Genomic DNA, 23631 nt, shown 5'->3' with positions numbered 1-23631 from the left:
GCATTGAAACTTTCGGCGCGCCGGCGCCCGCCCGCCGTCTCCGGCCCCCGCCAGAAAGTTTCATTGCGGTTAATTTCTGGAAATACTCACGCCTTTTCAACGCCTTGCGAACCTGCTCACGCGTGAGCACTTCTGCCGGCGCCGTGCCGTCTAGCGCCGCAGCGCGACCACGCTCTGCCAGCCGATCTCCAACTCGCCCGCGACCGTGTCGTCGCAGGCGATACGCTCGCCCGAGGTGTCGATGCAGCGCGTCCAGTCCCCCTCGGGCAACTCGAAGGCGCAGTCGTCGCCCGCGTTCAGGATCACCAGCACCGCCGCCTCGCCCCCGGGCGGGACGATCTCCATGCCGAAGCAGGCAAGCCCCGCATCGCCCCAATCCTCGTCGCCCATCGCACGGCCCTGCGGGTGATACCAGCGCACGACCGGGGTGCGGTCCTTGTTTTCCTCCGGGCCGGTCGCGAAACGCCGCTGGCGCAGCGCGACGCTCGCACGCCGAAACGCGCTCAGTTCCGCCACGGCGTCGATCAGGTCGGGCTGCGCGCCTTCCCAATCCAGCCAGGCGGTCTCGTTGTCCTGGCAATAGGCGTTGTTGTTGCCCTGCTGGGTCTGGCCGAACTCGTCGCCCGCCAGCAGCATCGGGATGCCCTGCGACAGAAAGAGGCTCGCCAACATCGCCCGCGCGCGGCGCTTGCGGGACTCGATCACCGCGGGGTCGTCGGTCTCGCCCTCCACGCCCATGTTGTCCGACAGGTTGTGACCGTGGCCGTCGCGCCCGTCCTCGCCATTCGCGTCGTTGTGCTTGTCGTTGTAGGAGAGCGTGTCCCACAGCGTGAAGCCGTCATGCGCGGCAAGGAAGTTGATGCTCGACGTGGCCGGCCGGTGCGAGTGGTTGAACTGAACCGGCGAGCCGCTCAACCGCTGTGCGACATCGCTGACCCGCCCCGGATCGCGCCGCCAGTAGCTGCGCAGGTCGTCACGGTACTTGTCGTTCCATTCCCGGAAGGGCCAGGGAAAGCCGCCCACCTGGTAGCCGCCCTCGCCGATGTCCCAGGGCTCGGCGATCAGCCGTACCTTGGACAGGACCGGGTCCTGCCGAATGCCGGTGAAGAAGGCGCCCTCGCGCTCGAAGCCCAGCGCCTCGCGCCCCAGGGTCGAAGCCAGGTCGAAGCGGAAACCGTCCACGTGCATGACCTGCACCCAGTAACGCAGGCTGTCCAGAACCATGCGTAGCACCATCGGATGCGCCACGTTCAGCGTGTTGCCGGTGCCCGTGGTGTCGTGGCAATGGCGCGGATTCTCCGGCGAGAGGAGGTAGTAGGCGGCGTTGTCGATGCCGCGGAACGACAGCGTCGGGCCCAGTTCGCTGCCTTCGGCGGTGTGGTTGTAGACGACGTCGAGGATCACTTCGATCCCGGCCCGGTGCAGCCGGCGGATGGCGCGCTTGGCCTCGTGCATGGCGCCGGTCTTGAGGTAGGGCCGGTGCGGCGCGAAGAAGGCGAGCGAGTTGTAGCCCCAGTAGTTCGACAGCCCCGTTTCCAGCAGGTGCCGGTCGTTGATGAAGCCGTGGATCGGCAGCAGTTCGATCGTCGTCACGCCCAGGCGCTGCAGGTGCTGGATCACCGCGTCCGAGGCGAGGCCTTGGAACGTGCCGCGATCCTCCTCCGGGACATCAGGGTGTCGGATGGTCAGTCCCTTGACATGCGCCTCGTAGATGACCGTGTCGGACCACGGATGTCGAAGGGCGGTGTCGGCGTCCCAGTCGAACCGCGGATCCACCACGACCGCCTTGGGCATGAAAGGCGCCGAATCGCGCTTGTCGAATTGCAGATCGTTCGTGCCGACCGGGTAGCCGAAAAGCGCGTCGTCCCACTGCAACCGCCCGCGCAACTCGCGCGCATAGGGGTCGAGCAGCAACTTGTGCGGGTTGAAGCGATGCCCCTCCTCGGGCGCGTAGGGGCCGTGGACGCGGTAGGCATAGACCTGCCCCGGCGCGATCCCCGGCAGGTGGCCATACCAGATCCCGCCCTCCATCTCGGGCAGTTCCATGCGATGCGTTTCGGTCGTGCCGGTCTCGTCGAACAGGCAAAGCTCGACCGAGGTCGCGTTTTCCGAGAACAGCGCGAAATTCGTGCCGTAGCCGTCGAACTCGGCGCCGAGCGTATCCCAGCGCGCGGCGTGGTGATCGAAGCTGGGGGGCTCACGCATCAGGCACCACTTTTTCGGCAAGGGCGCGGGCGCGTCCGCGAGGCTTTGGTTGACATGAAGAACCTTCGACTTGGACGGACATAACAGTGCAGCCCGCATGACAAGTGTCAATCGGGTCCCTGCGCCCCGCCTTGGCGAAACAGGAAACCACGCTTCCGCGGATGCGATGTCGCGCGCACCCTTCGACCGGGGCCGTTCCTTCTACCCGGGAACATTGTCGAAAGTTCCCGGTTGGGACATCACCAACAACAGAGAGGGGACGCAGTGGCGCGGGAAAGAAATTCAGCAAAATCGCGGAAAGCCACGCCCGTAACGGAATCGAAGGCAGGCGAGAGGACTGCCGGCGCGGAGCTTTCTACGGCGGCGGTTGCCGATCCCGACCTCCTCTCTCTCGCCGAACAGCGCATTGCCATCGAGAGCGCCAATATCGAGGTCGATGGCGGCCGGTTTCCAGCCAAGGTCGTGGCCGGGCACCCCGAACGCATCGCCGTGGACGCGTTTTCCGACGGACACGACAGCATCGAGGTGGCCTTCATCTACCGCCAGGGTTCGGGTGACTGGAGCGAGGTGCCGCTCGAACACATCGGTAACGACCGCTGGGAGGCGTGGGTCACCTTCCCCGAAATCGGGCGCTACCAGTGCAGCTTCATCGCCTGGCGCAACCTCTTGAAGACGTGGCGCAAGGACGTCGCGAAGAAGCACGCCGCCGGCCAGAATATCGCACTGGAACTGGAGGAGGCGCGCCACCTGATCGAGGCCGCTATCGAGGAGGGCGGGCGCGCGAGCGCCGAAGACCGCGAGACCCTGCGCGCCGTGCTGGAAGCCGATCACGCCGCGCAGCAGGAAGGCGTTGCGGATGCCGAGCGCCTGACGCGGTTCACCTCGCCCGACGTGACAGAGTTGATGGACCGCGCCGGCCCGCGCACCAACCTGACCCGCTACAAGACGCTGCCGCTCTACGCAGACCGGCGCACCGCCGCATTCAGCGCATGGTACGAACTGATGCCCCGCTCGCAATCGGGCGATGTCGGCCGGCACGGCACCTTCGATGACGTGATCGCGCGGCTGGGCTATGTGCGCGACCTCGGGTTCGACGTGCTCTACTTTCCGCCGATCCACCCGATCGGGCGGATCAACCGCAAGGGCCGGAACAACACCCTGACCCCCGGGCTGGACGACCCCGGCAGCCCCTACGCCATCGGTTCCGACGAGGGCGGCCATGACGCACTCCACCCCGAACTGGGCAGTTTCGAGGATTTTCATCGCCTGGTCACCGCTGCGCGCGAGCACGGGCTGGAGATCGCGCTCGATTTCGCCATCCAGTGCGCGCCGGATCATCCGTGGATCAAGGCGCATCCCGAATGGTTCGACTGGCGGCCCGACGGCACGATCAAGTTCGCCGAGAACCCGCCGAAGAAATACGAGGACATCGTCAACGTCCATTTCTACCGGGGCGCGATCCCGGATCTGTGGTATGCGTTGCGCGACATCGTGCTTTTCTGGATCGAACTCGGGGTCACGATCTTCCGCGTCGACAACCCGCACACCAAACCGTTCCCGTTCTGGGAATGGATGATCGCCGACGTGCAGTCGCGCCACCCCGAGGCGATCTTCCTGGCCGAGGCCTTCACCCGCCCGAAGGTGATGAAGCGGCTGGGGAAGGTCGGCTTCAACCAGTCCTATTCGTATTTCACCTGGCGCAACGAGAAGACCGAGATCGAAGAATACATGACCGAACTCACGCAGACCGAGTGCCGCCACTACATGCGGCCGAACTTCTTCGCCAACACGCCCGACATCAACCCGACCTACCTGCAGTCGAGCGGCCGCCCCGGCTTTCGCGTGCGGCTGGCGCTGGCGGCGACGCTGGCGGGCAATTACGGCATCTACAACGGGTTCGAGATCTGCGAGGCCGAGCCGGTGCCGGGCAAGGAAGAATACCTCAACTCCGAAAAGTACGAGTTGCGCGCGTGGGACATGGACCAGCCGGGCAACATTCAGGACGACATCCGCCTGCTGAACCGGCTGCGCAACGAACATCCGGCGCTTCAGGACTTCGGCAACATCGTCTTCCACAAGGCCGACAACCCCAGCGTCCTCTACTACGCCAAGGCAACCCGGGACCTGCAGGACTTCATCCTGATCCACGTCAACCTTGACCCGCACGCGACGCAGACCTTCCAGTTCGAGGTGCCGCTGTGGGAATTCGGCCTGCCCGACGACGCCTCGATCGAGGTGCGCGACCTGCTGCACGGCAACCGCTTCACCTGGCACGGCAAGATGCAATGGCTGGACCTTGACCCCGCCACGCGCCCCTACGCGATCTGGCAACTCTTCGCGCCGGGGGTGCCGCGCTCATGACCCATTTCCAACGCAATCCCGGGGCGAAAAGCGCCGTGGTCCGCCGCCCGCAGACCGGCGGCGGCATCGATCGCGACCAGGCCGACTGGTACAAGGACGCGATCATCTACCAGTTGCACATCAAGGCCTTCCAGGACAGCAACAACGACGGCATCGGCGATTTTGCCGGCCTGATGCAGCGTCTCGACTACGTGCAGGAACTCGGCGTCACGGCGATCTGGCTTCTGCCGTTCTATCCCTCGCCCTTGCGCGACGACGGCTACGACATCGCCGACTACCGCTCGATCAACCCCTCCTACGGGTCGATGAAGGACTTCAAGGCCTTCGTCGCCGAAGCCCATCGCCGCGGCCTGCGGGTGATCACCGAACTGGTCATCAACCACACCTCGGACCAGCATCCGTGGTTCCAGCGGGCGCGCCACGCCAAGCCCGGCTCGGCCGCGCGCGACTGGTATGTCTGGTCCGATACCGACGAGAAATGGCCCGAGACGCGGATCATCTTCCTCGATACCGAGACGTCCAACTGGACCTGGGACCCGGTCGCCAAGGCCTATTTCTGGCACCGCTTCTATTCGCACCAGCCGGACCTCAACTTCGACAACCCGCGCGTTCTGGCCGAGGTTCTGAAGACGATGCGCTACTGGCTCGACATGGGCGTCGACGGGCTCCGCCTGGACGCGATCCCCTATCTGGTCGAGCGCGACGGCACCAACAACGAGAACCTGCCCGAGACCCACGACGTCCTGAAGAAGATCCGCGCCGAACTGGACCGCCACTATTCCGACCGGATGCTGCTGGCCGAGGCGAACCAGTGGCCCGAGGATACGCGCCCCTATTTCGGCGACGGCGACGAATGCCATATGGGCTTTCATTTCCCGCTGATGCCCCGGATGTACATGGCGCTGGCGCAGGCCGACCGGCACCCGATCACCGACATCATCCGCCAGACGCCCGAGATCCCCGAGAACTGCCAATGGGGCATCTTCCTGCGCAACCATGACGAGTTGACGCTGGAAATGGTGTCGGAGGACGAACGCGACTACATGTGGCAATACTACGCCGAGGATGCGCGCGCGCGCATCAACCTCGGCATCCGCCGCCGGCTTGCGCCGCTGATGAAGAACGACCGGCGCAAGATCGAGCTTTTGAACTCGATGCTCCTGTCGATGCCCGGCACGCCCATCCTGTATTACGGTGACGAGATCGGCATGGGCGACAACTACTACCTCGGCGACCGCGACGGGGTGCGGACGCCGATGCAGTGGACCGCCGACCGCAACGCGGGCTTCAGCCGAGCCAATCCGCAGGAGCTGTATCTGCCGGTCATCATGGACCCGATCTACGGCTTCCAGGCGATCAATGTCGAGGCGCAGTCGGAAAACCCGTCGTCGCTGCTGAACTGGCTGCGGCGAATGATCACCGTGCGCAAGCACCACAAGGCCTTCGGGCGCGGCAGCATGACGCTGCTCTATCCACGCAACCGCAAGATCCTCGCGCATCTGCGCGAACACGACGGCGAGGCGTTTCTCTGCGTGGCGAACCTGTCGGATTCGGCGCAGGCGGTGGAACTGGACCTGGCGCGCTTCCGGGGGCGTGTGCCGGTGGAACTGACCGGCCGGTCCCCGTTTCCGCCGATCGGCGACCTGCCCTACATGCTGACCTTGCCCGCCTACGGCTTCTACTGGTTCGCGATGAGCGACGAGCAGGACCTGCCGTCCTGGCATGACCCCCTGCCCGAGGTGCTGCCCGAATTCATCACGCTGACCAGCCGCGACGGACGCGTGAACTCGGCCCTGGCGGGGCGCGAAGGGGCGCAGTTCCGCGCAGAGGTGCTGCCGAAATGGCTGCCGCTGCAGCGCTGGTTCGCCGCCAAGGATCGCGCCATCGGCGAGGTGAGCATGACGCTTCTGGGCGAGATGAGCGACGGCACGCACGGCCTCGGCGCCATCGACGTCGATCTGGGCGACGAGACACAGCGCTATTTCCTGCCGATCTCCTTGCGCTGGGGCCCCGAAAACCTGCGCCCGGGCGCGCCGAAGCTGTCCTACACGCTGGCCAAGATCCGGCGCGGGCCGGAAATGGGCGCGCTGATCGACGGCGCCAACGACGAGCGGCTGGCGAGCGCGCTTCTGGAAAGCGTGCGGCGCGAGGACCGGTTCGAGAGCGAGCACGGCATCGTCGCGTTCGAGGCCAGCGAGCGGCTGCGCGAGATGGACGATCCGGGCCCGCCGCAATACTTGGGCGTCGAGCAGAGCAACATCTCGGTCAGCTTCGGCGGCAAGGTGATCATGAAGATCTACCGCCGCCTGCGCGCCGGAGAGCAGCCCGATGTCGAGGTCGCGCGCTTCCTGACCGAGACCGCGCAGTTCCCGCATACGCCGCATTTCCTCGGCGCGGCCACCTGGCGGCCGGGCGGTGACGACGACGGCGACGAGACGACGATCGCCGCCGTCTTTCCGTTCGTGCCGAACCAGGGCGATGCCTGGGCCGGCATCACGCAGGCGCTGCGCAGCGATCTGGCGGCGAACGAATCCTGGTCCTCCATCGACGCCGAGGCCGACCACGAGCGCGAGGGCTTCGGCTTTCCGCTGAACATCGGCCGGCTTCTGGGCCAGCGCACGGCGGAGTCGCACCGCGCCTTCGCAACCCCCACCGACGATCCCGCCTTCGCGCTGGAGCCGATGAGCGCGCAGCATCTGAAGGACTGGGCGCGCGAGACCGCCGAGGAGACCGAGGCCGTCCTGTCGCGCCTGAAGGCGGCGCGGCGCGGCCTGCCCGATGCCGACGCGGCGCTGGCCGAGCAGGTGCTGGCGAGCCGCAAGGCGCTTCTCGACCGGGGGCGGGCGGTGGCGAAGATGCGCCCGCAGGGGATGCTGTCGCGCATCCACGGCGACTATCACCTGGGCCAGGTTCTGCTGGCGCAGGGCGACGTGTCGATCATCGATTTCGAGGGCGAGCCGACTCGGACCCTGGCCGAACGGCGGATGAAATCCTCGCCGCTGCGCGATGTCGCCGGCATGCTACGCTCGTTCGACTACGCGGCGCTGATGGCGGTTCGGTTGCATCCGCAGGGCGAAGGCGCCATCGCCGAAAGCGCCCGCCGCCGGGGCGAGGAATGGCGGCGCTCGACGGCGGAGGCATTTCTTGGCGCCTATCTGGAACACGCCGAGGGGGCGCCGAACCTGCCCGGGGATGACGACGCACTGCGCCGGTTGCTCGACCTCTTCGTGCTGCGCAAGGCGGTCTACGAGGTCGCCTACGACCTGGGCAACCGGCCGGGATGGGTCGGCATCCCCCTGCGCGGGCTTCTTGACCTCGTGACCCCGGAGGATGGATGAGCAACGCCACGATCCCAGCAAATGTCGCCCTTTCGGATATCGAGGCGATCATCCGCGGCCAGCACGGCGACCCGTTCGGCACCCTCGGCATGCATGGCGGCGACGGCGAGCCCCTGCAAGTCGCGACCTTCCAGCCCGAGGCCGCCGAGGTCGCCGTGGTCGGCGCGGATGGCGTCAAGGTCATCTGCGAACTTGACCGGCTCAGCCCCGAGGGCTTCTTCGCCGGGCGGATACCGCGCCGCAAGCAGCGCTTTGCCTACAAGCTGCGGCTGCGGTCGGGCGGGAACGAATGGGACATCGAGGATCCCTACCGCTTCCCGCGCCTTCTGGGCGATCTGGACGAGCATCTGCTGGGCGAGGGCCGGCATCGCCAACTCTACAACCGGCTGGGCGCGCATCCGACGATCCACGAGGATGTCGCGGGCGTCGCCTTCGCCGTCTGGGCGCCGAACGCGCGCCGGGTCAGCGTGGTCGGCCCGTTCAACGCCTGGGACGGCCGCCGCCACCCGATGCGGCGGCGCCATGGCGTCGGCCTATGGGAGTTGTTCCTGCCCGGGCTCAGCGCCGGCGAGATCTACAAGTACGAGGTGATCGGCCCGCACGGCGACCGGCTGCCCCTCAAGGCCGATCCCGTCGGCTTTGCGCACGAGGCGCCGCCGGAGACCGCTTCGGTCATCAGCGGGCTGCCGGACCATGCCTGGACCGACGCGGACTGGATGGAAGCGCGGCCTGCGCGGCAGGACCGCCACGCCCCGATCTCGATCTACGAGGTGCATCCGGGCTCCTGGCGGCGCGGCGACGGCAATACCTATCTCGACTACGACGCAATGGCCGAACAGCTGTGCGACTATGTCACCGAAATGGGCTTCACGCATGTGGAGTTCCTGCCGATCACCGAACACCCCTTTTCGGGCTCCTGGGGCTACCAGCCGATCGGGCTTTTCGCGCCCACCGCCCGCTTCGGCCCGCCCGAGGGTTTTGCCCGCATGGTGGACCGGCTGCACGCGGCGGGCATCGGCGTGATCTGCGACTGGGTCCCCGCGCATTTCCCCTCGGACGCGCACGGGCTGGCGCAGTTCGACGGCACCGCGCTTTACGAACACGCCGATCCGCGCCAGGGCTTCCACCAGGACTGGAACACGCTGATCTACAATTTCGGCCGCCGCGAGGTGGCGAATTTCCTCAATGCCAGCGCCGTCTACTGGCTGGACAAGTACCATGTCGACGCGCTGCGCGTGGATGCCGTGGCCTCGATGCTCTATCTCGACTATTCGCGCAAGCCCGACGAATGGGTGCCCAACCCGCACGGCGGCAACGAGAACCTGGAGGCGATCGTCTTCCTGCGCGAAGTCAACACCCATGTCTGCGAGGATTATCCCGGCGCCGCCATGATCGCCGAGGAGTCCACCGCCTTTCCCAAGGTCAGCCGCCCCGCCGCCGACGGCGGCCTCGGCTTCACCTTCAAGTGGAACATGGGCTGGATGCACGACACGCTCGGCTATTTCCGGCGCGACCCGATCCACCGCCGGCACCACCAGCACGACCTGACCTTCGGGCTCCTCTACGCGTTTACCGAGGATTTCGTGCTGCCGCTCAGCCATGACGAGGTCGTGCACGGCAAGGGCTCGCTCATCCGCCAGATGGCCGGCGACCGCTGGCAGAAATTCGCCAACCTGCGCGCCTATTACGGCTTCATGTGGACCCATCCCGGCAAGAAGCTGCTGTTCATGGGCTGCGAATTCGCACAGGACCGCGAATGGAACCACGACGAGGCGCTCGACTGGCACCTGCTCGATGACCCGATGCACCGGGGCATGCAGCGCCTGGTCGCCGACCTCAACCGCCTTTACCGCGACCGGCCGGCCCTGCACCGGCTGGACTGCGACCCCACGGGCTTCGAGTGGATCGACGCCAGCGACGCGGCGCAGAGCGTGCTGGTCTACCTGCGCAAGTCCGACGACGGGGCCGATCCGGTGCTGGTGGTGTGCAACCTGACGCCGGTGGTGCGCAGCGACTACCGGATCGGCGCGCCCCGGGCCGGTGCCTGGCAGGAACTTCTCAACACCGACGCCGAATGCTACGGCGGCTCCAATGTCGGCAATCACGGTCGCCTGAACGCCGAGGAGTCCTCCTGGCACGGCCGCCCCGCCTCGCTCCGGCTGACCTTGCCGCCGCTGTCGACGCTCGTTCTGGCCCCCGCGTGACGCGCGGCCAGGACGCACCGATCGACCCTCATCTGGATTTCTCCCCATGAACACCCTCAGAACCGAACGCGCCTTTTCGACGACCTGGGGGACCGAACTGGTCCCGCAGGGCACGCGCTTTCGCCTCTGGGCGCCGGGTCAGGCGCAGGTCAAGCTGCGCCTGCGCGGCCGCAACCATCCGATGGAGCGCGACGCCGAGGGCTGGTTCACCGCCACCGTCGGCGGTGCGCGCGCGGGCGACGACTACGCCTTCGTGCTGGACGACGGCATGGCCGTTCCCGACCCGGCGGCGCGGGCGCAGGCAGGTGACGTTCATGGCCCCTCGCGCCTGGTCGATCCGCGCGCCTATCGCTGGCGCAACGACTGGCAGGGGCGGCCCTGGTCAGACGCCGTGATCCTGGAGATCCATGTCGGCACCTTCACCCCCGAGGGCACCTTCGCCGCCGCCGCCGAGCGCCTGCCGCATCTGGTCGAGACCGGCATCACTGCGGTCGAACTGATGCCCGTGGCCCAGTTCGGCGGCAACCGGGGCTGGGGCTATGACGGGGTTCTGCCCTACGCGCCGCACGCCAGCTACGGCACGCCCGAGGAGATGAAGGCGCTGATCGACACCGCGCACGGGCTGGGACTGATGGTGCTGCTGGATGTCGTCCACAACCATTTCGGGCCGGACGGGAACTACCTGCATACCTATGCCCCGGGGTTCTTCACCGACGCGCGACAGACCCCCTGGGGCGCAGCCATCGCCTATGACCGGCCGGCCGTGCGCCGCTTCTTCATCGAGAACGCGCACTACTGGATCGAGGAATATCATCTCGACGGCCTGCGACTGGACGCTATCGACTACGTCATCGACCCGGACTCCGAGATCGAGATTCTTGAAGAAATCGCCGCCGAGATCCGCGCGGCGCATCCCGACGCCCCCATCCACCTGACGACCGAGGACGTGCGCAACATCACCCGCCTTCACGAGCGCCACGAAGATGGCACGCCGCGGCTCTATACCGCCGAATGGAACGACGACTTCCACAACGTCGCCCACGCCATCGCCACCCACGAGGCCGACGGCTATTACGCCGATTTTGCGCAGGACCACTGGACGAAACTCGCCCGCGCCCTGGCCGAGGGTTTTGCCTTTCAGGGCGAGGTGTCGATCCATGCCGGCAACAAGCCGCGCGGCGTGCCGTCCGCGCATCTTCCGCCGCTCGCCTTCGTGAATTTCCTGCAAAACCACGACCAGACCGGCAATCGCGCCTTCGGCGAACGCCTCGTGACGCTTGCGTCAGAGGAGATGGTGCGGGCGCTAACCGAGATCCTGCTGCTGTCGCCGCATGTGCCGCTGATCTTCATGGGCGAGGAATGGGGCGAGACACGCCCCTTCGCCTTCTTCACCGATTTCCACGGCGAACTGGCCGACGCCGTCCGCGAAGGCCGGCGCAAGGAATTCAGCAATTTCGGCGCCTTCGTCGACCCGGATCTGCGCGCCCGGATCCCCGACCCGAACGCGACGGCCACGTTCGAGGCCTCGAAGATCGACTGGGCACGGCGCGACAGCGCCGAGGGCCGGGCCTGGCTGGACATGGTGCGCGGGCTGCTGGATCTCCGCCACCGCGCGATTGCGCCGCATCTGGAACGCGCGCCGGGGGATGGCGGGCGGATCCTGACCGCCGACGAAGGGCTGATCGCGGTGGACTGGACACTCGACGGGGCGGTTCTGCGCCTGCGCGCGAACCTCTCGGACCATCCGCAGGACGCGCCCGACGCGCCGGGCCGCACCCTTTACGGTCCAGAGGGGCAGACCCTGCCGCCCTGCACCGTCCGCGTCGTCAAGGATACCGCGAAGACGGAAGCCACCGTGGAAGTCGCCGCGGAAGCCGCCGAGGAGACTGCGGCGGCAGAGGGCGCGGAATGACGGTCGAGGCGCTCGCCGCGAGGTTCGGCATCCAGTCGGAAAACATGATGATCGGCGGCCAGCGCCAGAAGCCCCCGCGCGAAACGCTGGAGCGTCTGGTCGCGGCGCTGGACATCGCGGAGGACGCGCCCGCCCCGGGGGTCGACCTGGGCCTGCGCGCGCCCGGCGACACGACCTGCTTTCTGCCCGATACCGAGGCGCGCATGTGGGGGATCGCAGCGCAGCTCTACCAGGTCCGTTCGGCGCGGGACTGGGGCATCGGCGATTTCGCCGACCTTGCGGATCTGGCCCGGCTGGCGGGCGCCGCGGGGGCGGATTTCATCGGGCTGAACCCGCTGCACGCGCTCTTTCTGGCCAACCCTGCGCATTGCTCGCCCTTTTCGCCGTCGAACCGCCGCTTCCTCAACCCGCTCTATGTCGCCGTCGACCGGGTGCCGGGCCCTGCCGGCGAGCCGCCGGATGCCGAGGACCTGGCCGCGGCGCGCGCATCCCCGCTGGTGGACTACGCCGCCGTGACGCGCCTGAAGCTGCCGGCGCTTCGCGCGCTGTGGCGGCACGCCGACGGCAGCCCGGACCTGGCGGCGTTCCGGTCCGAGGGCGGCGCCGCGCTCTACCGTCACGCGCTTTTCGAGGCGATCTCGGCGCGGATGGTGGCGAACGGGTTCGGCGCCGGCTGGACCACCTGGCCCGAGGACTGGCACGACATTGACGGCCCCCGGGTGCGATCCTTCGCCGAAAGCCACGCCGACGACATCGACTTTCACCTCTGGCTGCAATGGATCGCCGACCGGCAGCTTCAGGCGGCACGCGATACCTGTCGCGCGGCGGGCATGCGCATCGGCCTCTATCTCGACTTCGCCGTCGGCGAGGCGCCGGACGGCTCGGGCACCTGGTCGGACCGGCATCTCGTCGTGCCCGGCATCCATGTCGGCGCGCCGCCCGACCTCTTCAACGAGGATGGCCAGGACTGGGGCCTTGCCCCCCTGTCGCCCGTCGCCATGGCCGAGCGCCGGGCCGAACCCTTCCGCGACCTGATCGAGTTCGCGACGCGCCGCGCGGGCGCGCTCAGGATCGACCATGTCATGGGACTCTGGCAGTTGTTCCTGATCCCCGAAGGCATGACCGCAGCCCAGGGCACCTATGCTCGCTACCCGCTGCAGGACATGCTCCGGGCGCTGGCGCAGGCATCGACGGACCGCCGCGCGATCATCATCGGCGAGGATCTGGGCAACGTCCCCGAGGGCTTTCGCGAGGTGATGGCCGAGGTCGGCATCCTCTCCTATCGGATCCTGCTCTTCGAGCGCGACGCGTCAGGCTACACCCCGCCCGAGGAGTACCCGCAGAAGGCGCTGGTCTGCCTGTCGACGCACGACCTGCCGACCTTCCAGGGCTGGTGGCGCGGCGACGATGTCGCGCTGCGCGGCCATCACCGGCTGATGAGCGAAGCGGCAGTGCAGGGCCAGGCCCGCGACCGCAGCCAAGAGCGGCAGGACCTGCTCGACCTGCTCGCGCGGCTGGGGCTGCTGCCGATGCGCGACGCCCGCGCCGCAAAGGCCTGCCCCGGCGCGGCGCCCGATTCGCTGGTCGTCGCGGCCCACCGGCTGATGGCGCGCACGCCCTCGCTGCTTCTTGCCGCGCGGCTGGAGGATCTGACGGCCGAGCGCGCGCAGGTGAACCTGCCATCCACCACCGACGCCTATCCGAACTGGCGCCACAAGCTTGGCCTCACGCTGGAGGACCTGCCCAACGCGCCGCTTTTCCAGGCCACCGTCGCCGCCATCGCCGCCGAGCGTCCGAAACCCCCGCCGCCCGCGGATGCCCGATGACACTGCGCGCGACCTACCGCCTCCAGTTCAACGCGGACTTCCGCTTCGCCGACGCGCTGGCCCTCGTGCCCTATCTCGACCGGCTGGGGATCAGCCATCTCTACGCCTCGCCGATCACCGCGGCCCGGGCCGACAGCACGCATGGCTACGACGTGGTGGATTTCAACCGCCTCAACCCCGCCCTGGGGTCCGAGGAAGACCTGCGGCAGCTGGCCCAGGCGCTGCACGACCGCGGCATGGGGCTGATCGTCGATATCGTGCCCAACCACATGGGCATCGGCGGCAGCGAGAATGCTTGCTGGCAGAGCGTGCTGGAATGGGGCCCCGCCAGCCCCTTCGCGCACTGGTTCGACATCGACTGGACCGCCACGCTGCCCGCCCCCGCGCATCACCCGACCACCGGCAAGGTGCTGGTGCCGTTCCTGGGCGGTCACTATGGCGTGGCCCTCGCGAATGGCGAATTGCGCCTGCGCCGCGACGCGGACGGGCTGGCGGTCTGGGCGCATGGGACGCACCGCCTGCCGATCTGCCCGCGCGACTATGCCCTGATCCTGGACAAGGCCCCGGCCCTCCGCGGTATCCTGCCAGACGGCGCGCCGCCAGAGGACGACCCCGCCGACCCCCGCTGGGCGGTGCTGAAATCCCGCCTCGCCGCCGCCAGCGACGCCGATGTTCAGCCCGCGCTCGACGCCTTCACCGGAACCGAGGGTGACGCCGACAGCTGGGCCGCGCTCGACACGCTGATCGCCGGGCAGTTCTGGCGGGCGTCGCGATTCACCCTCGACGGCGACGCGATCAACTACCGCCGCTTCTTCACCATCAGCGACCTCGCCGGGGTGCGGGTGGAGGATCCGGAGGTCTTCGGCGCGACGCACGAAATGATCCTGCGTCTGATGCGCGAGGGCGTGGTCGACGGGCTGCGGATCGACCATATCGACGGGCTGCTCGACCCGGCCGCCTACTTGCGGCGCCTGCGCGCGCATGTCGGGCGGCCCTTCCCCCTCTATGTCGAAAAGATCCTCGGCCCCGGCGAGGATCTGCCCGCCGACTGGCCCTGCGACGGCACGACCGGCTACGAATTCGCCAATCAGGCGGCCGGGCTGCTGGCCGACCCGCAGGGCGCGCGCGAACTGACGCGCATCTATCCCGCCCTCACCGGTCAGCGCCGCCCCCCCGCCCGCGTCGTCCAGATCGCCAAGCAAGAGGTGATGGCCTATCCGATGGCCGCGGAACTGGAGGCGCTGACCGCGCGGCTTCTGGATCTCGCCGCGCGTGACCCGAAAAGCGCCGATATCGGCCGCGCGCCGCTGCGGGCGGCGCTGGCGGGCGTCGTCGCGGCGCTGGACGTCTATCGCACCTATGCCGATGCGCAGGGCCTTTCGCGTCAGGGCCGGACCCGCATCGCCTCGGCGGTGGACCGCGCCCGGCGACAGGCGCCCGAACTGGGGCGCGACGTCTTCGACTTCCTTGCCGGCGTGATGATGCTGGACCTTGCCGGCGACCGGCCGCAGGACCGCGACGCGATCCTGGATACCGCGATGCGGATCCAGCAATTCACCGGCCCGGTCATGGCCAAGGGGCTGGAGGACAAGGCCCTCTACCGATACGCGCGCCTGATCGCGCTCAACGAGGTGGGCAGCGAACCGGGGCAGTTCCACCTCTCGGTTCCGGCCTTTCACCGCGCCGCCCGTGCCCGGCTGCAGCGCAGCCCGCTGTCGATGCTCGCCTCCTCCACGCACGATACCAAGCGCGGCGAGGATGCGCGCGCCCGGATCCTCGCCCTCGCCGGGCATGTCGAGGTCTGGCAGGCGGCGGTGAGCGAATGGCATCGGCACCTGACCGATCCGCACGCGCCGATCGACGCGAACGAGGCGTATTTCTTCTACCAGATGCTTCTGGGCGCTTGGCCGGCCGATGCCGACCCCGAGGCGGGACCCGACGCGGCCGCGCTGGCGGACCTCAAGGACCGGGTCACGGCCGCGATGGTGAAATCGGCGCGCGAGGCCGGGGTCAACACGCGCTGGGTCTTCGGCGACCCCCGCTACGAGGCGGCGCTGGAAGCCTTCATCGACCGCGCCCTGTCGCCATCGCCGCAGAACGCCTTCCTGCCGTCCTTCCGGGACTTCGCGCGGCGGATTTCGCGGGATGCGACGGCCAATGCGCTGATCCAGCACGCCCTCAAGCTCACCCTGCCCGGCGTGCCCGACATCTACCAGGGGGCCGAGATGTGGGAACAAAGCCTGGTCGACCCCGACAACCGCCGGCCCGTCGATTTTGCGCGCCGCGACGACGCGCTGAAGGCCCGCGGCCCCGACGCGCCGCTCTGGACCTCGGAGATGCCCGGTGAACTGGCGAAGCTCGCGATAACGGCGGGTCTGCTGGCGCTGCGCAGGGAGAGGCCCGCGCTCTTTGCCGAGGGGACCTACCGCCCGATCGCCGCGCAGGGGCCAGCGGCGACACGGTTCATCGGCTTCGTTCGGCAATGGCGGGGCAAGCGCCTTGCTGTGGCCGCCGCGCTTCACCCCGCGCGGGGGCATCCCTATGACTGGCGCGACACGCCGCTGACATTGCCCTCAGGCGCGGCCGGCACCTGGCTGAACCTGGTGGATCGCTCCGAACACGGAAAACTCGACGCGTCCCGCCTTTTCGGCGCCGTGCCGCTGGCGATCCTGATCGGCACCTAAAGTGCGCGGCCAAACCTTTCGCAAAAGTTAATATCACAGATTTTGTGTTTCTTGATCAGTTAGTTATCGAAATGCGCGCATGCGCGCATTCCTGAACTCGGCGCATGCTCACCGGTTTCCGGCGCTTCATCGCCGCGCCTGCGGCCTTTAGGGCGCCCGATCCGCCACCAGCGTCGCGCCGCTTTTCGCCGCGCAATGCGCGCAGCAGAAGATGTCCTGACCCTGCTCGACGCCATGTCCGATGATCCGGCAATCGCAGTGCGCGCAGCGTGGCGCCAGTTTCTGGATCGCGCATTCGAAGCTGTCGAAGGTGTGGGTGTCGCCGGCAATCGTCACGTCGAACGCCTTGTCGTAATCGTTGCCGCATTGCTCGCATCTGGCCATGAGGTGCCTCCTTTTGGTCTCACGCTCTCCTTCCTTTCGCAACCGCTCACACCCCGCTTGGTTCCGAAGGATGCGGGCGCTTGCGTGCGAACTGACAGACGAAAAAGGGGCGGGAGTTCGTCCCGCCCCTCCTACGCTGAAGCTTCCCATCAGTCGTTGGTGTCGTCCTCGACCATTTCGCAGATCTGGCGAAGCGACGCTGTGTGGGTGGCAGCCAGCGGGTCGGCGGCACCAGCCCCCACACCTGTTCCGGTCGCAGCGCCGGTTGTCGTACCTGTGCCGCCAGCCGTTCCAGTGGTTCCGGTTGTACCAGCCGTGCCGGTGGTGCCAGTGGTGCCTGTGGTACCAGTGGTGCCGGTCGTGCCAGTGGTCCCGGTGGTGCCAGTCGCGCCAGCGGTGCCGGTGGTTCCGGTCGCGCCAGCGGTGCCGGCGGCCCCGGTCGTGCCGGTGGCCCCGGTGGTCCCGACCGCGCCGGACTCGCCGGCACCCATCACCGCGTCATCCTCCATCAGGCGTTCGCAATAGTCGCGAACCGTCTCGCGGTCATCTTCGTCCAGCTCTCCCCATCTTGCGCGCATTTCCTCATCGTTGCGCAACATGCCCATCGCGGTGTCTGTATAGAACGCGTCGGCGATATCGCCTTCCCACTCCATGGGCATCCTGTCGTGCATGCCGCTCATCGTGTCGGCTCCAGCCCCGGTCGTCGCGCTCGTCCCGCCTGTAGTAGTCGTCTGGGCCAGGACGCTGGTGGAACCCAGGCTCAGCGTTATCGCGGCGATCGCAAGAAACTTGTAGTTCATCAGTTCTTCCTCCTTCTGTTTCGAGCTTGTCGAGCGGGCACAACCGAATGCCACCCGCATTGTTCCCGTTGAGGTTGGGCTTTCGTGGCCACCGACCGACGCAGAGCTTCTGGTGTCTCGCGGGGCAGGGCAGGGGGCGGGCATCAGGGCCGCAGCCCCGCGCTGCGCGATCATTGCGTCGCCAACCGCGCGGCATTTTCGGGGTGATCTGCCGGTTCTGCTGGCCTGGAGCGCAAGTACTTTACGTTGTGCCGAAAACGGAAGTTCACGGCGCCGGATCTCGCCATCTCCCTCGCTCAGATCGGAACCCGTCATCACAATAAGCGTTAATAAAGGTGAAGCCGGCGGCGTTTGCGGCCCCTGCGAAACGATGCCTGCCCGGCAAAACAAGAGAACCAGGGGGTTATTCAGAGTGTGCGACAATCTGCTGGATCATATCCCTGCCCTGAGAGCGTACGCTCGATCTCTTTGCGGAAACATCGCTGATGCAGACGACTTGGTGCAGGAAACCTTGGTCAGAGCGATTGAATATGCATCCTCCTATCGGCCTGGCACCAACAAGCGCGCTTGGCTTTTTACCATCATGCGAAACCGGTTCTATACGAACCTTGGCAAACGCCAACGCGAGACGACCGGCCGCGCCGACTGCGTGTCGAGCGTTCCTGAAATTCAGGGTCAGCAGGAATGGTACCTGCGCGGGCAGGAGTTGCTACGGGCGATGGCCGAACTGCCGGTTCACTACCGGGAAGCCCTGGTTCTGGTCGTGGTTTTGGGAGAGCGCTACGATGACGTTGCGCGGCAGATGGATTGCGAAATGGGAACAGTGAAGAGCAGGGTCAACCGCGCCCGGAAGATTATCAAGGCGAAGCTCGAAGACAGAGTTTAGCGCGCGAAAAGGCGGGGCTCAGAGCCAGGCCATCGGACGCTCTCGCGGCGGTGTGACAATCAGGGTCATGGAGTTGGCCAAGGGGCGCTCGGCAACCTGACCAACCTTCGCCTGTTGGGAATACTGGCAGACCGGCGAACACATCCTTGAAGATCGGGCGTTTGGTGCCGACCGGGGTCCCGATTCAAGTGAAATCCGAAAGGGCCTAATCCCGTTCCCGAAGCGCCTCCGCATCCTTCAATGCGGTTTCCAGGGACTTCGCCAACCGCCTCAACTCGTCCGAGATCGGTTCCTTCTCGATCAGCCGCAAAAGCTCTCGAAATTGCTGGTCGAGACCATCGCCGGATCGCTTATCATGTTGGTCTCGTGCCATCATCGCCACTTACATCGCTACGCATGTGTACGCAACCGTACCGTAAAACCATCAGATAGGTTCCGAAAATGATCCGGCGAGGCCCATGGTTCATCCCGCTATGTGCGCGACCGGTCTCGGATTTCGGCACCAACAAATATTCGTACGCGGGCAAGGCGGTTTCGGATCAGATTCAGGCCGCGCATCTGGTGGTTCCATGCAACAGCTTCTGCAACCGCTCGACAAGGGTCTCGCCCTCCTCGCGGAGATGCTCGAAAGCGAGGGCCATTTCGCGCCACTGAATCCCGCTATTCATCTTCGCGCGTGGCTTCAGCATCTTGCGTTCGGCAAATCGGTTACGCCCGGGCCAGCCGCGGAACACATCGCCGAGAGTCTTTGCCTCCAGGTTTCCAGCCGCACGTTCCACGCTTGGCGACTGGGCTGGTCGTTCGATTATAAAGAACCGGATTCGGCGCGAATTGTTCCCGGCGGGGACACCCCCACCACCATTTTCCAGATCCTGCTCGAAGGCGCGCGCGCCCGGCCGTCCGGCCGTTGGCGGCACGGGCTGGCCTTGCCGGCCATCTCCTGGAAGCTCCGCGACGACGTGATTGCCGACCTGCTGAACTACGTCCGCAGCGCCTGGGGCAAAAAACGCCCGCGCGATCGACCCGTCCGAAGTCGCCGACCTGAGCGAGGGACTCGCGTAGCGGTGGTCCTGGCGCAACCCCACCGACAGGGGTTGGCGCCCGAACCTGCGCGTCGCCCTTTCCCGGCCGCAGGCGGCGCGGCGACGCTCTGGCGTGCTCAGCGCCTCGGGTGCAGTCATGTTCCCCCTCTGGCGGCGCGCGGAACCAATGCGCCCTCGGGCCGGTTACGTTCTGAACGCCCATCCCCCCTCCGAACTGGAGCCGACATGACGCGATTCGAACAGACGCTTCTCTGCGGTGCGGGCGCTGGCCTCGCCTCCGTCGCAGCCATCGCCCTCCTCGCGAAGATCGAGGGACGGCCGGTCCTCGGGCCGGTCAATGCGTCGAGCCACTGGCTCTGGGGCGACGATGGCGTCGCAATGGCCGCGAAGGACGGCCGGGCGGACCTCGCCCATACCGCGATCGGCGGCGCAACCAACATCGGTGCGGGTCTCTTCTGGGGCGCGATTTTCGGTGCTCTGCGCAACCCCGACCACAACGCGCCGGGGCAATTGGTCCGCGATGGAGCGCTTCTCGGGGCCGCCGCCGGGGTTCTCGACTATGGACTGCTGCCGCGACGGCTGTCGCCGGGCTGGGAACTGGCGTTGTCCGGTCGTTCGGTCGTCCTGGCGATGGCGGCGATGGCGATGGGCGCGGTGCTGGGCGACCTGGCGGCGCGCGGGACGCCGTCGCGCCGGTAACGCGCCCGGATCTGGAAGACCGGCCAAGTGCCCCTGTCCCGAGTTAAATTCGGTGCATCCGCTTGAGCAAATGCTATCAACAGACGGGAGGCCAGCTTGACCGAACTCGAATCCAGCTGGATGCACCGCCTTGCGCTCGTCGACGGCAACGCGGAGTTCCGCGCCATCATGCGCGAATTGGCGGAGCGGCCGTATTGGGGGGCGCGTTAGCTTGCACAACGCCGGGTGATCAGCCCGGCTACCAAACCAGCGAGGGGTCGCGCATCACCGCGAGGGCGGCGCCGAGAATGCGCTGCTGCGAGATATCGTCGGTATGGATCAGGATCCCATCGACAGTGATGCCCGCATTCATCGCGCGGTCGCGTCGCTGCCGTATCCGCTCACGCAAGGACACGGCCGCCGCGCGGGCCTTGAAACCGCGTGGCCTCCGGCGCCCGTGGCCGTTCACGCTGCAGTCGAGCGAGAGCTTGCTCAGTGTCTTTCGGAGAAGACCAAAGAAGAAGTCGCGCGGGCACTAAGCTTGATGATAGCTACAGGTGGGAGCTGAATGCCAGCGTCTCTGTGTCTGTTTCCAGGCGATCATCGCGTCAGCTCTACGACGAAATCCGTCTCCGGCCGCTTTTGTGTTACCAGGATGACCTGCGCGACCAGTCAGGCGGCGGAGGGCCTGAGCCGTGTACTCGGCCCGATCCTCGTCCATGGCGGCATCGACCTCGTCGGCCATGAAGAGCGAGAAGACCTGGTTGGTGGCCAGAGCCCGAGAGCGTGGCGAGTGCCTGGCCGTCGACCAGGATCTCGAACGCGTCGTCGATCTCGATCCGGGACCGGGTCCCGCCGGTCATTTGTGCCAGCAGGCTTGAGGCCACGCGGTTGAGAGACGGCAGCAAGTGCGATTTCAGCGAGAGCTTCAGTGCAGTGATGCGTTCGCGGGCGGTCGCGCACTCCGCCGCCCTGGCTTCTATCTCCTCGATTTCGCTGTTGACCCGGTCGAATGCGGCGCGCGTATTCCTGAAGTCGGCTAGCAGACGTTCATGGTCGAGGCTGGTGTTCAGCGCCGCCTCGAGTTTGTGCGCGGAGCACTCGGCCCCGGCGAGAGACACCATCTCGGTCTCGAGCGGCGCCACCCGCCGCCACCAATCGGCATCCCTCGCGGTTGTGAGGGCTTGTTCGGACGCGATCAGCAGGCCCGGGACATCGGTCAGATCCGACAGACGGGCCTGTTTGCCGGGCAGATCCCGGTTGTAGACCGCCCATGCGTCCCGTGCGTGCTGATGGGCCTCGACAGCCGCGGCATGAGCGCGAAGCCGAGCCAGTTCCGCGGAACGATCCGCCGGAATCTCAAGCTGCTCGAGTTCGCTTCGGATCGCCGCGATGCGGACGCGGTTGCCGATCAGAACGCGACTTTCAGCGATCTCGCGCCGGGTGATCGCGGGTCGAACGGTTTCCTGCACATGGGCATAGTCCGAGAGCTGATCTGCCGCCACCGGCCAGCGGTGGCCGCATTCGGGACAGGTAAGGGTGCCGTGGCCGAGCAACTTTTTTTTGCTGCCAGAGGTCGGCCGCATCATGTTCGGCCTCGAAGGCGTCAAGTTCTGGGGCCGAATGCGGTTCCGGCTGCAGCTTGCGAAGCTCGCTGACGAGCAGGTCGCGACGATCAAGAGTTTCGCGTCGCGCCGTCTCATGCGCCAGCAACTGGTCTACAGACGCGTCGACAGGGCAGGGACCAGGCTCGGTGGGTGTCGAACTGGTTCAGACGCGATATGTTCTTGTCGGTCATGCCGATGGTCGGCCGTGCCACATGCTTATTGATACCGCGTAGCTCCTCTAGCTCCTCGGGCTCTATCTTGACGTGGTACTTGGCGATTGCCGTCCACGTCCCGGAAATATTCTGGGCACTGGTCGGCACCCGTCCACCATGTTGGCGGAAAAGCTGTGTGAGGCCTTCGCGGACCGTTGTGAGGCGCACGAGGTCGGCGAGGGCGGCGAACTCTTCCGGCGCACGCCCTCCTTGCACCGACGCGTCGAGGAACTGCCGCAGATGTGCCTCGATGTTGCGCAGGCTGACAGGTTTCAGCGCCTTCGGCGGGCCGTTCTCCAAGAAACGACTGGGTTGACCGACGTGATGGAGATAGGTGCCCGGTACACAGCGCTTCGTCATGGACAAATCAGACGAGCTGCAACTGCTCGAGCCCATGATGCGGGCCAAGCAGGTACTCCAGTTGGGCATCCTAGCCTCCGAGATCGCGGTCGAAACGATCCTCGATTTTATGGAACGCATCCGCGACGGTTCGCAAGACTCCGGCTTGGTCTCCCTGAGTACCATCATTCCCTCGCGCCATGGCCATGCAGAGACTTCAGAAGTAATGGCCGCTGCGAACGCCCTGAGGTCGTGGCATACCACCGGCCGGGTGATGGATGGCAAACGACGAAGAGAAGCACTTGCTGCGCTTGAGGCATTGGATCTCTCTCTGGCATTCCACAAGGAGTTGGTCCGCAGACTGGAACAGGTCCCAGCGTGCAAAGCCGAGGCCAGTCAGCTGGAAGCCGAAATACTGATCTCCGAATCCGCCACCGAGCACCTTATCCGCGAGCACCTGCCGTACGTGCGGCGCTTTGCCTCGCGGAACGTGGAGGAAGGCGAAGAACCAGAAGGCGTCTTCCAGGTGGCGTTCATGGGTCTGCAGCGTTCCACAAGGCGATTTGATCCCGAACGTGGTTATCGTTTTCCGATCTACGCCACCTACTGGATGCGACTGGCCATCACGCGATGGCGCGCTGATGAAGGCGCGGCGACCCGCGGCACGCCGAGCGTGGCCGCGATCACCGCCGCCACCTTCTTCGCCGTCCACACCCTGCCGTCGTCGGGCGGGGTCTTCACCCGCTCGCGCAGCATCGCAAGCACCTCCGGCGTCAGGATCTTCGGCTTCGCGCCGTTGCCCCGGCGCCGGTCGCCGAGGCTCGACGGTCCGAAGCGGTTGTAGCGCGCCGCAAGTTCTTCAACCCAGCGCCGCACGAAGCCGGTCAGCCGCGCCACCTCGGCGCAACTCCGCCCCTCCGCCAGCAGCCAGATTACCTGGTAATGCCGCGCCAGCGTCGCGTCCTTGCTCTCCCGCCAGCCCGCCTGAAGCTCGGCGACGCCGAGATGATCCGTAACCTGAACCATGCCCGCCTCTGATTGTTGTTGGGCACGAGACTATGGCATTCGAGGCGCACTGTGAATCCTCCGCGAAGCGAGTCCATCAGCCGGCGTCCGGTTCTCTACATGCGGTTGCTGCGTCAAGTGTTTTCA

The 23631-nt window shown here is 66.7% G+C and carries 16 protein-coding genes; 9 read left to right on the top strand and 7 right to left on the bottom strand.

All coding sequences use genetic code 11. The features are described from left to right. Window positions 1–150: 150 nt before the first annotated feature. Complete coding sequence (gene glgX, locus IM708_RS17030) at window positions 151–2205, bottom strand: glycogen debranching protein GlgX (protein ID WP_209427786.1); 2055 nt, start codon at window positions 2203–2205, stop codon at window positions 151–153. A 405-nt stretch (window positions 2206–2610) separates the two neighbouring features. Between glgX and IM708_RS17025 the strand changes: the two genes are divergently transcribed. Genes IM708_RS17025 through treY form a run of 6 tightly spaced genes read left to right on the top strand, consistent with a single transcriptional unit; the run spans window position 2611 to window position 16530 of the window. Then, window positions 2611–4566 carry a maltotransferase domain-containing protein gene (locus IM708_RS17025; protein WP_348524992.1) on the top strand — a complete coding sequence of 652 codons (1956 nt, stop codon included), beginning with the start codon at window positions 2611–2613 and terminating at the stop codon, window positions 4564–4566. After that, complete coding sequence (gene treS, locus IM708_RS17020; RefSeq protein WP_209427784.1) at window positions 4563–7904, top strand: maltose alpha-D-glucosyltransferase; 3342 nt, start codon at window positions 4563–4565, stop codon at window positions 7902–7904. The genes IM708_RS17025 and treS overlap by 4 nt, the downstream gene beginning before the upstream one ends. After that, complete coding sequence (gene glgB / locus IM708_RS17015) at window positions 7901–10108, top strand: 1,4-alpha-glucan branching protein GlgB (RefSeq protein ID WP_209427783.1); 2208 nt, start codon at window positions 7901–7903, stop codon at window positions 10106–10108. The genes treS and glgB overlap by 4 nt, the downstream gene beginning before the upstream one ends. A 46-nt stretch (window positions 10109–10154) precedes the next feature. Next, entirely contained in the window at window positions 10155–12020 is a 1866-nt protein-coding gene (treZ, locus tag IM708_RS17010; protein ID WP_209427782.1) for a malto-oligosyltrehalose trehalohydrolase, read from the top strand. Beyond that, window positions 12017–13846 (top strand): 4-alpha-glucanotransferase, encoded by a 1830-nt coding sequence (gene malQ / locus IM708_RS17005; protein ID WP_209427781.1) that lies wholly within the window; start codon window positions 12017–12019, stop codon window positions 13844–13846. Before treZ ends, malQ begins: the two co-directional genes overlap by 4 nt. Beyond that, a complete protein-coding gene (treY, locus tag IM708_RS17000) occupies window positions 13843–16530 on the top strand; it encodes a malto-oligosyltrehalose synthase (RefSeq protein ID WP_209427780.1) in 2688 nt (895 codons plus the stop codon). Before malQ ends, treY begins: the two co-directional genes overlap by 4 nt. A 147-nt stretch (window positions 16531–16677) precedes the next feature. Here treY and IM708_RS16995 read toward each other — a convergent pair whose 3' ends face one another. Next, entirely contained in the window at window positions 16678–16914 is a 237-nt protein-coding gene (locus tag IM708_RS16995; protein ID WP_209427779.1) for a hypothetical protein, read from the bottom strand. Window positions 16915–17063: 149 nt separating this feature from the next. Further along, entirely contained in the window at window positions 17064–17714 is a 651-nt protein-coding gene (locus tag IM708_RS16990) for a hypothetical protein (RefSeq protein ID WP_209427778.1), read from the bottom strand. Between the two features lie 412 nt (window positions 17715–18126). Here IM708_RS16990 and IM708_RS16985 point away from each other — a divergent pair, with 412 nt between their 5' ends. Then, entirely contained in the window at window positions 18127–18600 is a 474-nt protein-coding gene (locus tag IM708_RS16985; protein WP_348524991.1) for a sigma-70 family RNA polymerase sigma factor, read from the top strand. Between the two features lie 545 nt (window positions 18601–19145). Here the strand turns inward: IM708_RS16985 and IM708_RS16980 are convergent. Then, on the bottom strand, window positions 19146–19781 hold the full coding sequence (locus tag IM708_RS16980) for a hypothetical protein (protein WP_209427776.1): 636 nt from the start codon (window positions 19779–19781) through the stop codon (window positions 19146–19148). Window positions 19782–19868: 87 nt separating this feature from the next. Between IM708_RS16980 and IM708_RS16975 the strand changes: the two genes are divergently transcribed. Beyond that, window positions 19869–20342, top strand: a complete 474-nt coding sequence (locus tag IM708_RS16975; protein ID WP_209427775.1) for a hypothetical protein — start codon at window positions 19869–19871, stop codon at window positions 20340–20342. A 238-nt stretch (window positions 20343–20580) separates the two neighbouring features. Here IM708_RS16975 and IM708_RS16970 read toward each other — a convergent pair whose 3' ends face one another. The 3 genes from IM708_RS16970 to IM708_RS16960 form a co-directional block, all read right to left on the bottom strand. After that, window positions 20581–20730 carry a DUF4376 domain-containing protein gene (locus IM708_RS16970; protein ID WP_209427774.1) on the bottom strand — a complete coding sequence of 50 codons (150 nt, stop codon included), beginning with the start codon at window positions 20728–20730 and terminating at the stop codon, window positions 20581–20583. Window positions 20731–20968: 238 nt separating this feature from the next. Further along, a complete protein-coding gene (locus IM708_RS16965; protein ID WP_209427773.1) occupies window positions 20969–21910 on the bottom strand; it encodes a hypothetical protein in 942 nt (313 codons plus the stop codon). 110 nt (window positions 21911–22020) lie between these two features. Then, window positions 22021–22500 (bottom strand): hypothetical protein, encoded by a 480-nt coding sequence (locus tag IM708_RS16960; protein WP_209427772.1) that lies wholly within the window; start codon window positions 22498–22500, stop codon window positions 22021–22023. On the opposite strand from IM708_RS16960, the gene IM708_RS16955 reads away from it, so the two are divergent. Next, on the top strand, window positions 22499–23323 hold the full coding sequence (locus IM708_RS16955; protein WP_245243281.1) for a sigma factor: 825 nt from the start codon (window positions 22499–22501) through the stop codon (window positions 23321–23323). The genes IM708_RS16960 and IM708_RS16955 overlap by 2 nt on opposite strands. Window positions 23324–23631 lie beyond the last annotated feature (308 nt).

Source organism: Pararhodobacter sp. SW119, from assembly GCF_017811755.1.
GTDB lineage: Bacteria > Pseudomonadota > Alphaproteobacteria > Rhodobacterales > Rhodobacteraceae > Pararhodobacter.
Note: the sequence above shows the minus strand (reverse complement) of the source record. Positions and strands in the feature narration are given on the sequence as shown.

Coding starts and splice junctions, on each gene's coding strand:
- malQ (WP_209427781.1), top strand. CDS start 12,017: ATGACGGTCGAGGCGCTCGCCGCGAGGTTCGGCATCCAGTCGGAAAAC.
- treS (WP_209427784.1), top strand. CDS start 4,563: ATGACCCATTTCCAACGCAATCCCGGGGCGAAAAGCGCCGTGGTCCGC.
- IM708_RS16965 (WP_209427773.1), bottom strand. CDS start 21,910: ATGATGCGGCCGACCTCTGGCAGCAAAAAAAAGTTGCTCGGCCACGGC.
- IM708_RS16995 (WP_209427779.1), bottom strand. CDS start 16,914: ATGGCCAGATGCGAGCAATGCGGCAACGATTACGACAAGGCGTTCGAC.
- glgB (WP_209427783.1), top strand. CDS start 7,901: ATGAGCAACGCCACGATCCCAGCAAATGTCGCCCTTTCGGATATCGAG.
- IM708_RS16975 (WP_209427775.1), top strand. CDS start 19,869: ATGACGCGATTCGAACAGACGCTTCTCTGCGGTGCGGGCGCTGGCCTC.
- IM708_RS16955 (WP_245243281.1), top strand. CDS start 22,499: ATGGACAAATCAGACGAGCTGCAACTGCTCGAGCCCATGATGCGGGCC.
- treZ (WP_209427782.1), top strand. CDS start 10,155: ATGAACACCCTCAGAACCGAACGCGCCTTTTCGACGACCTGGGGGACC.
- IM708_RS16990 (WP_209427778.1), bottom strand. CDS start 17,714: ATGAACTACAAGTTTCTTGCGATCGCCGCGATAACGCTGAGCCTGGGT.
- IM708_RS16960 (WP_209427772.1), bottom strand. CDS start 22,500: ATGACGAAGCGCTGTGTACCGGGCACCTATCTCCATCACGTCGGTCAA.
- treY (WP_209427780.1), top strand. CDS start 13,843: ATGACACTGCGCGCGACCTACCGCCTCCAGTTCAACGCGGACTTCCGC.
- IM708_RS16980 (WP_209427776.1), bottom strand. CDS start 19,781: ATGACTGCACCCGAGGCGCTGAGCACGCCAGAGCGTCGCCGCGCCGCC.
- glgX (WP_209427786.1), bottom strand. CDS start 2,205: ATGCGTGAGCCCCCCAGCTTCGATCACCACGCCGCGCGCTGGGATACG.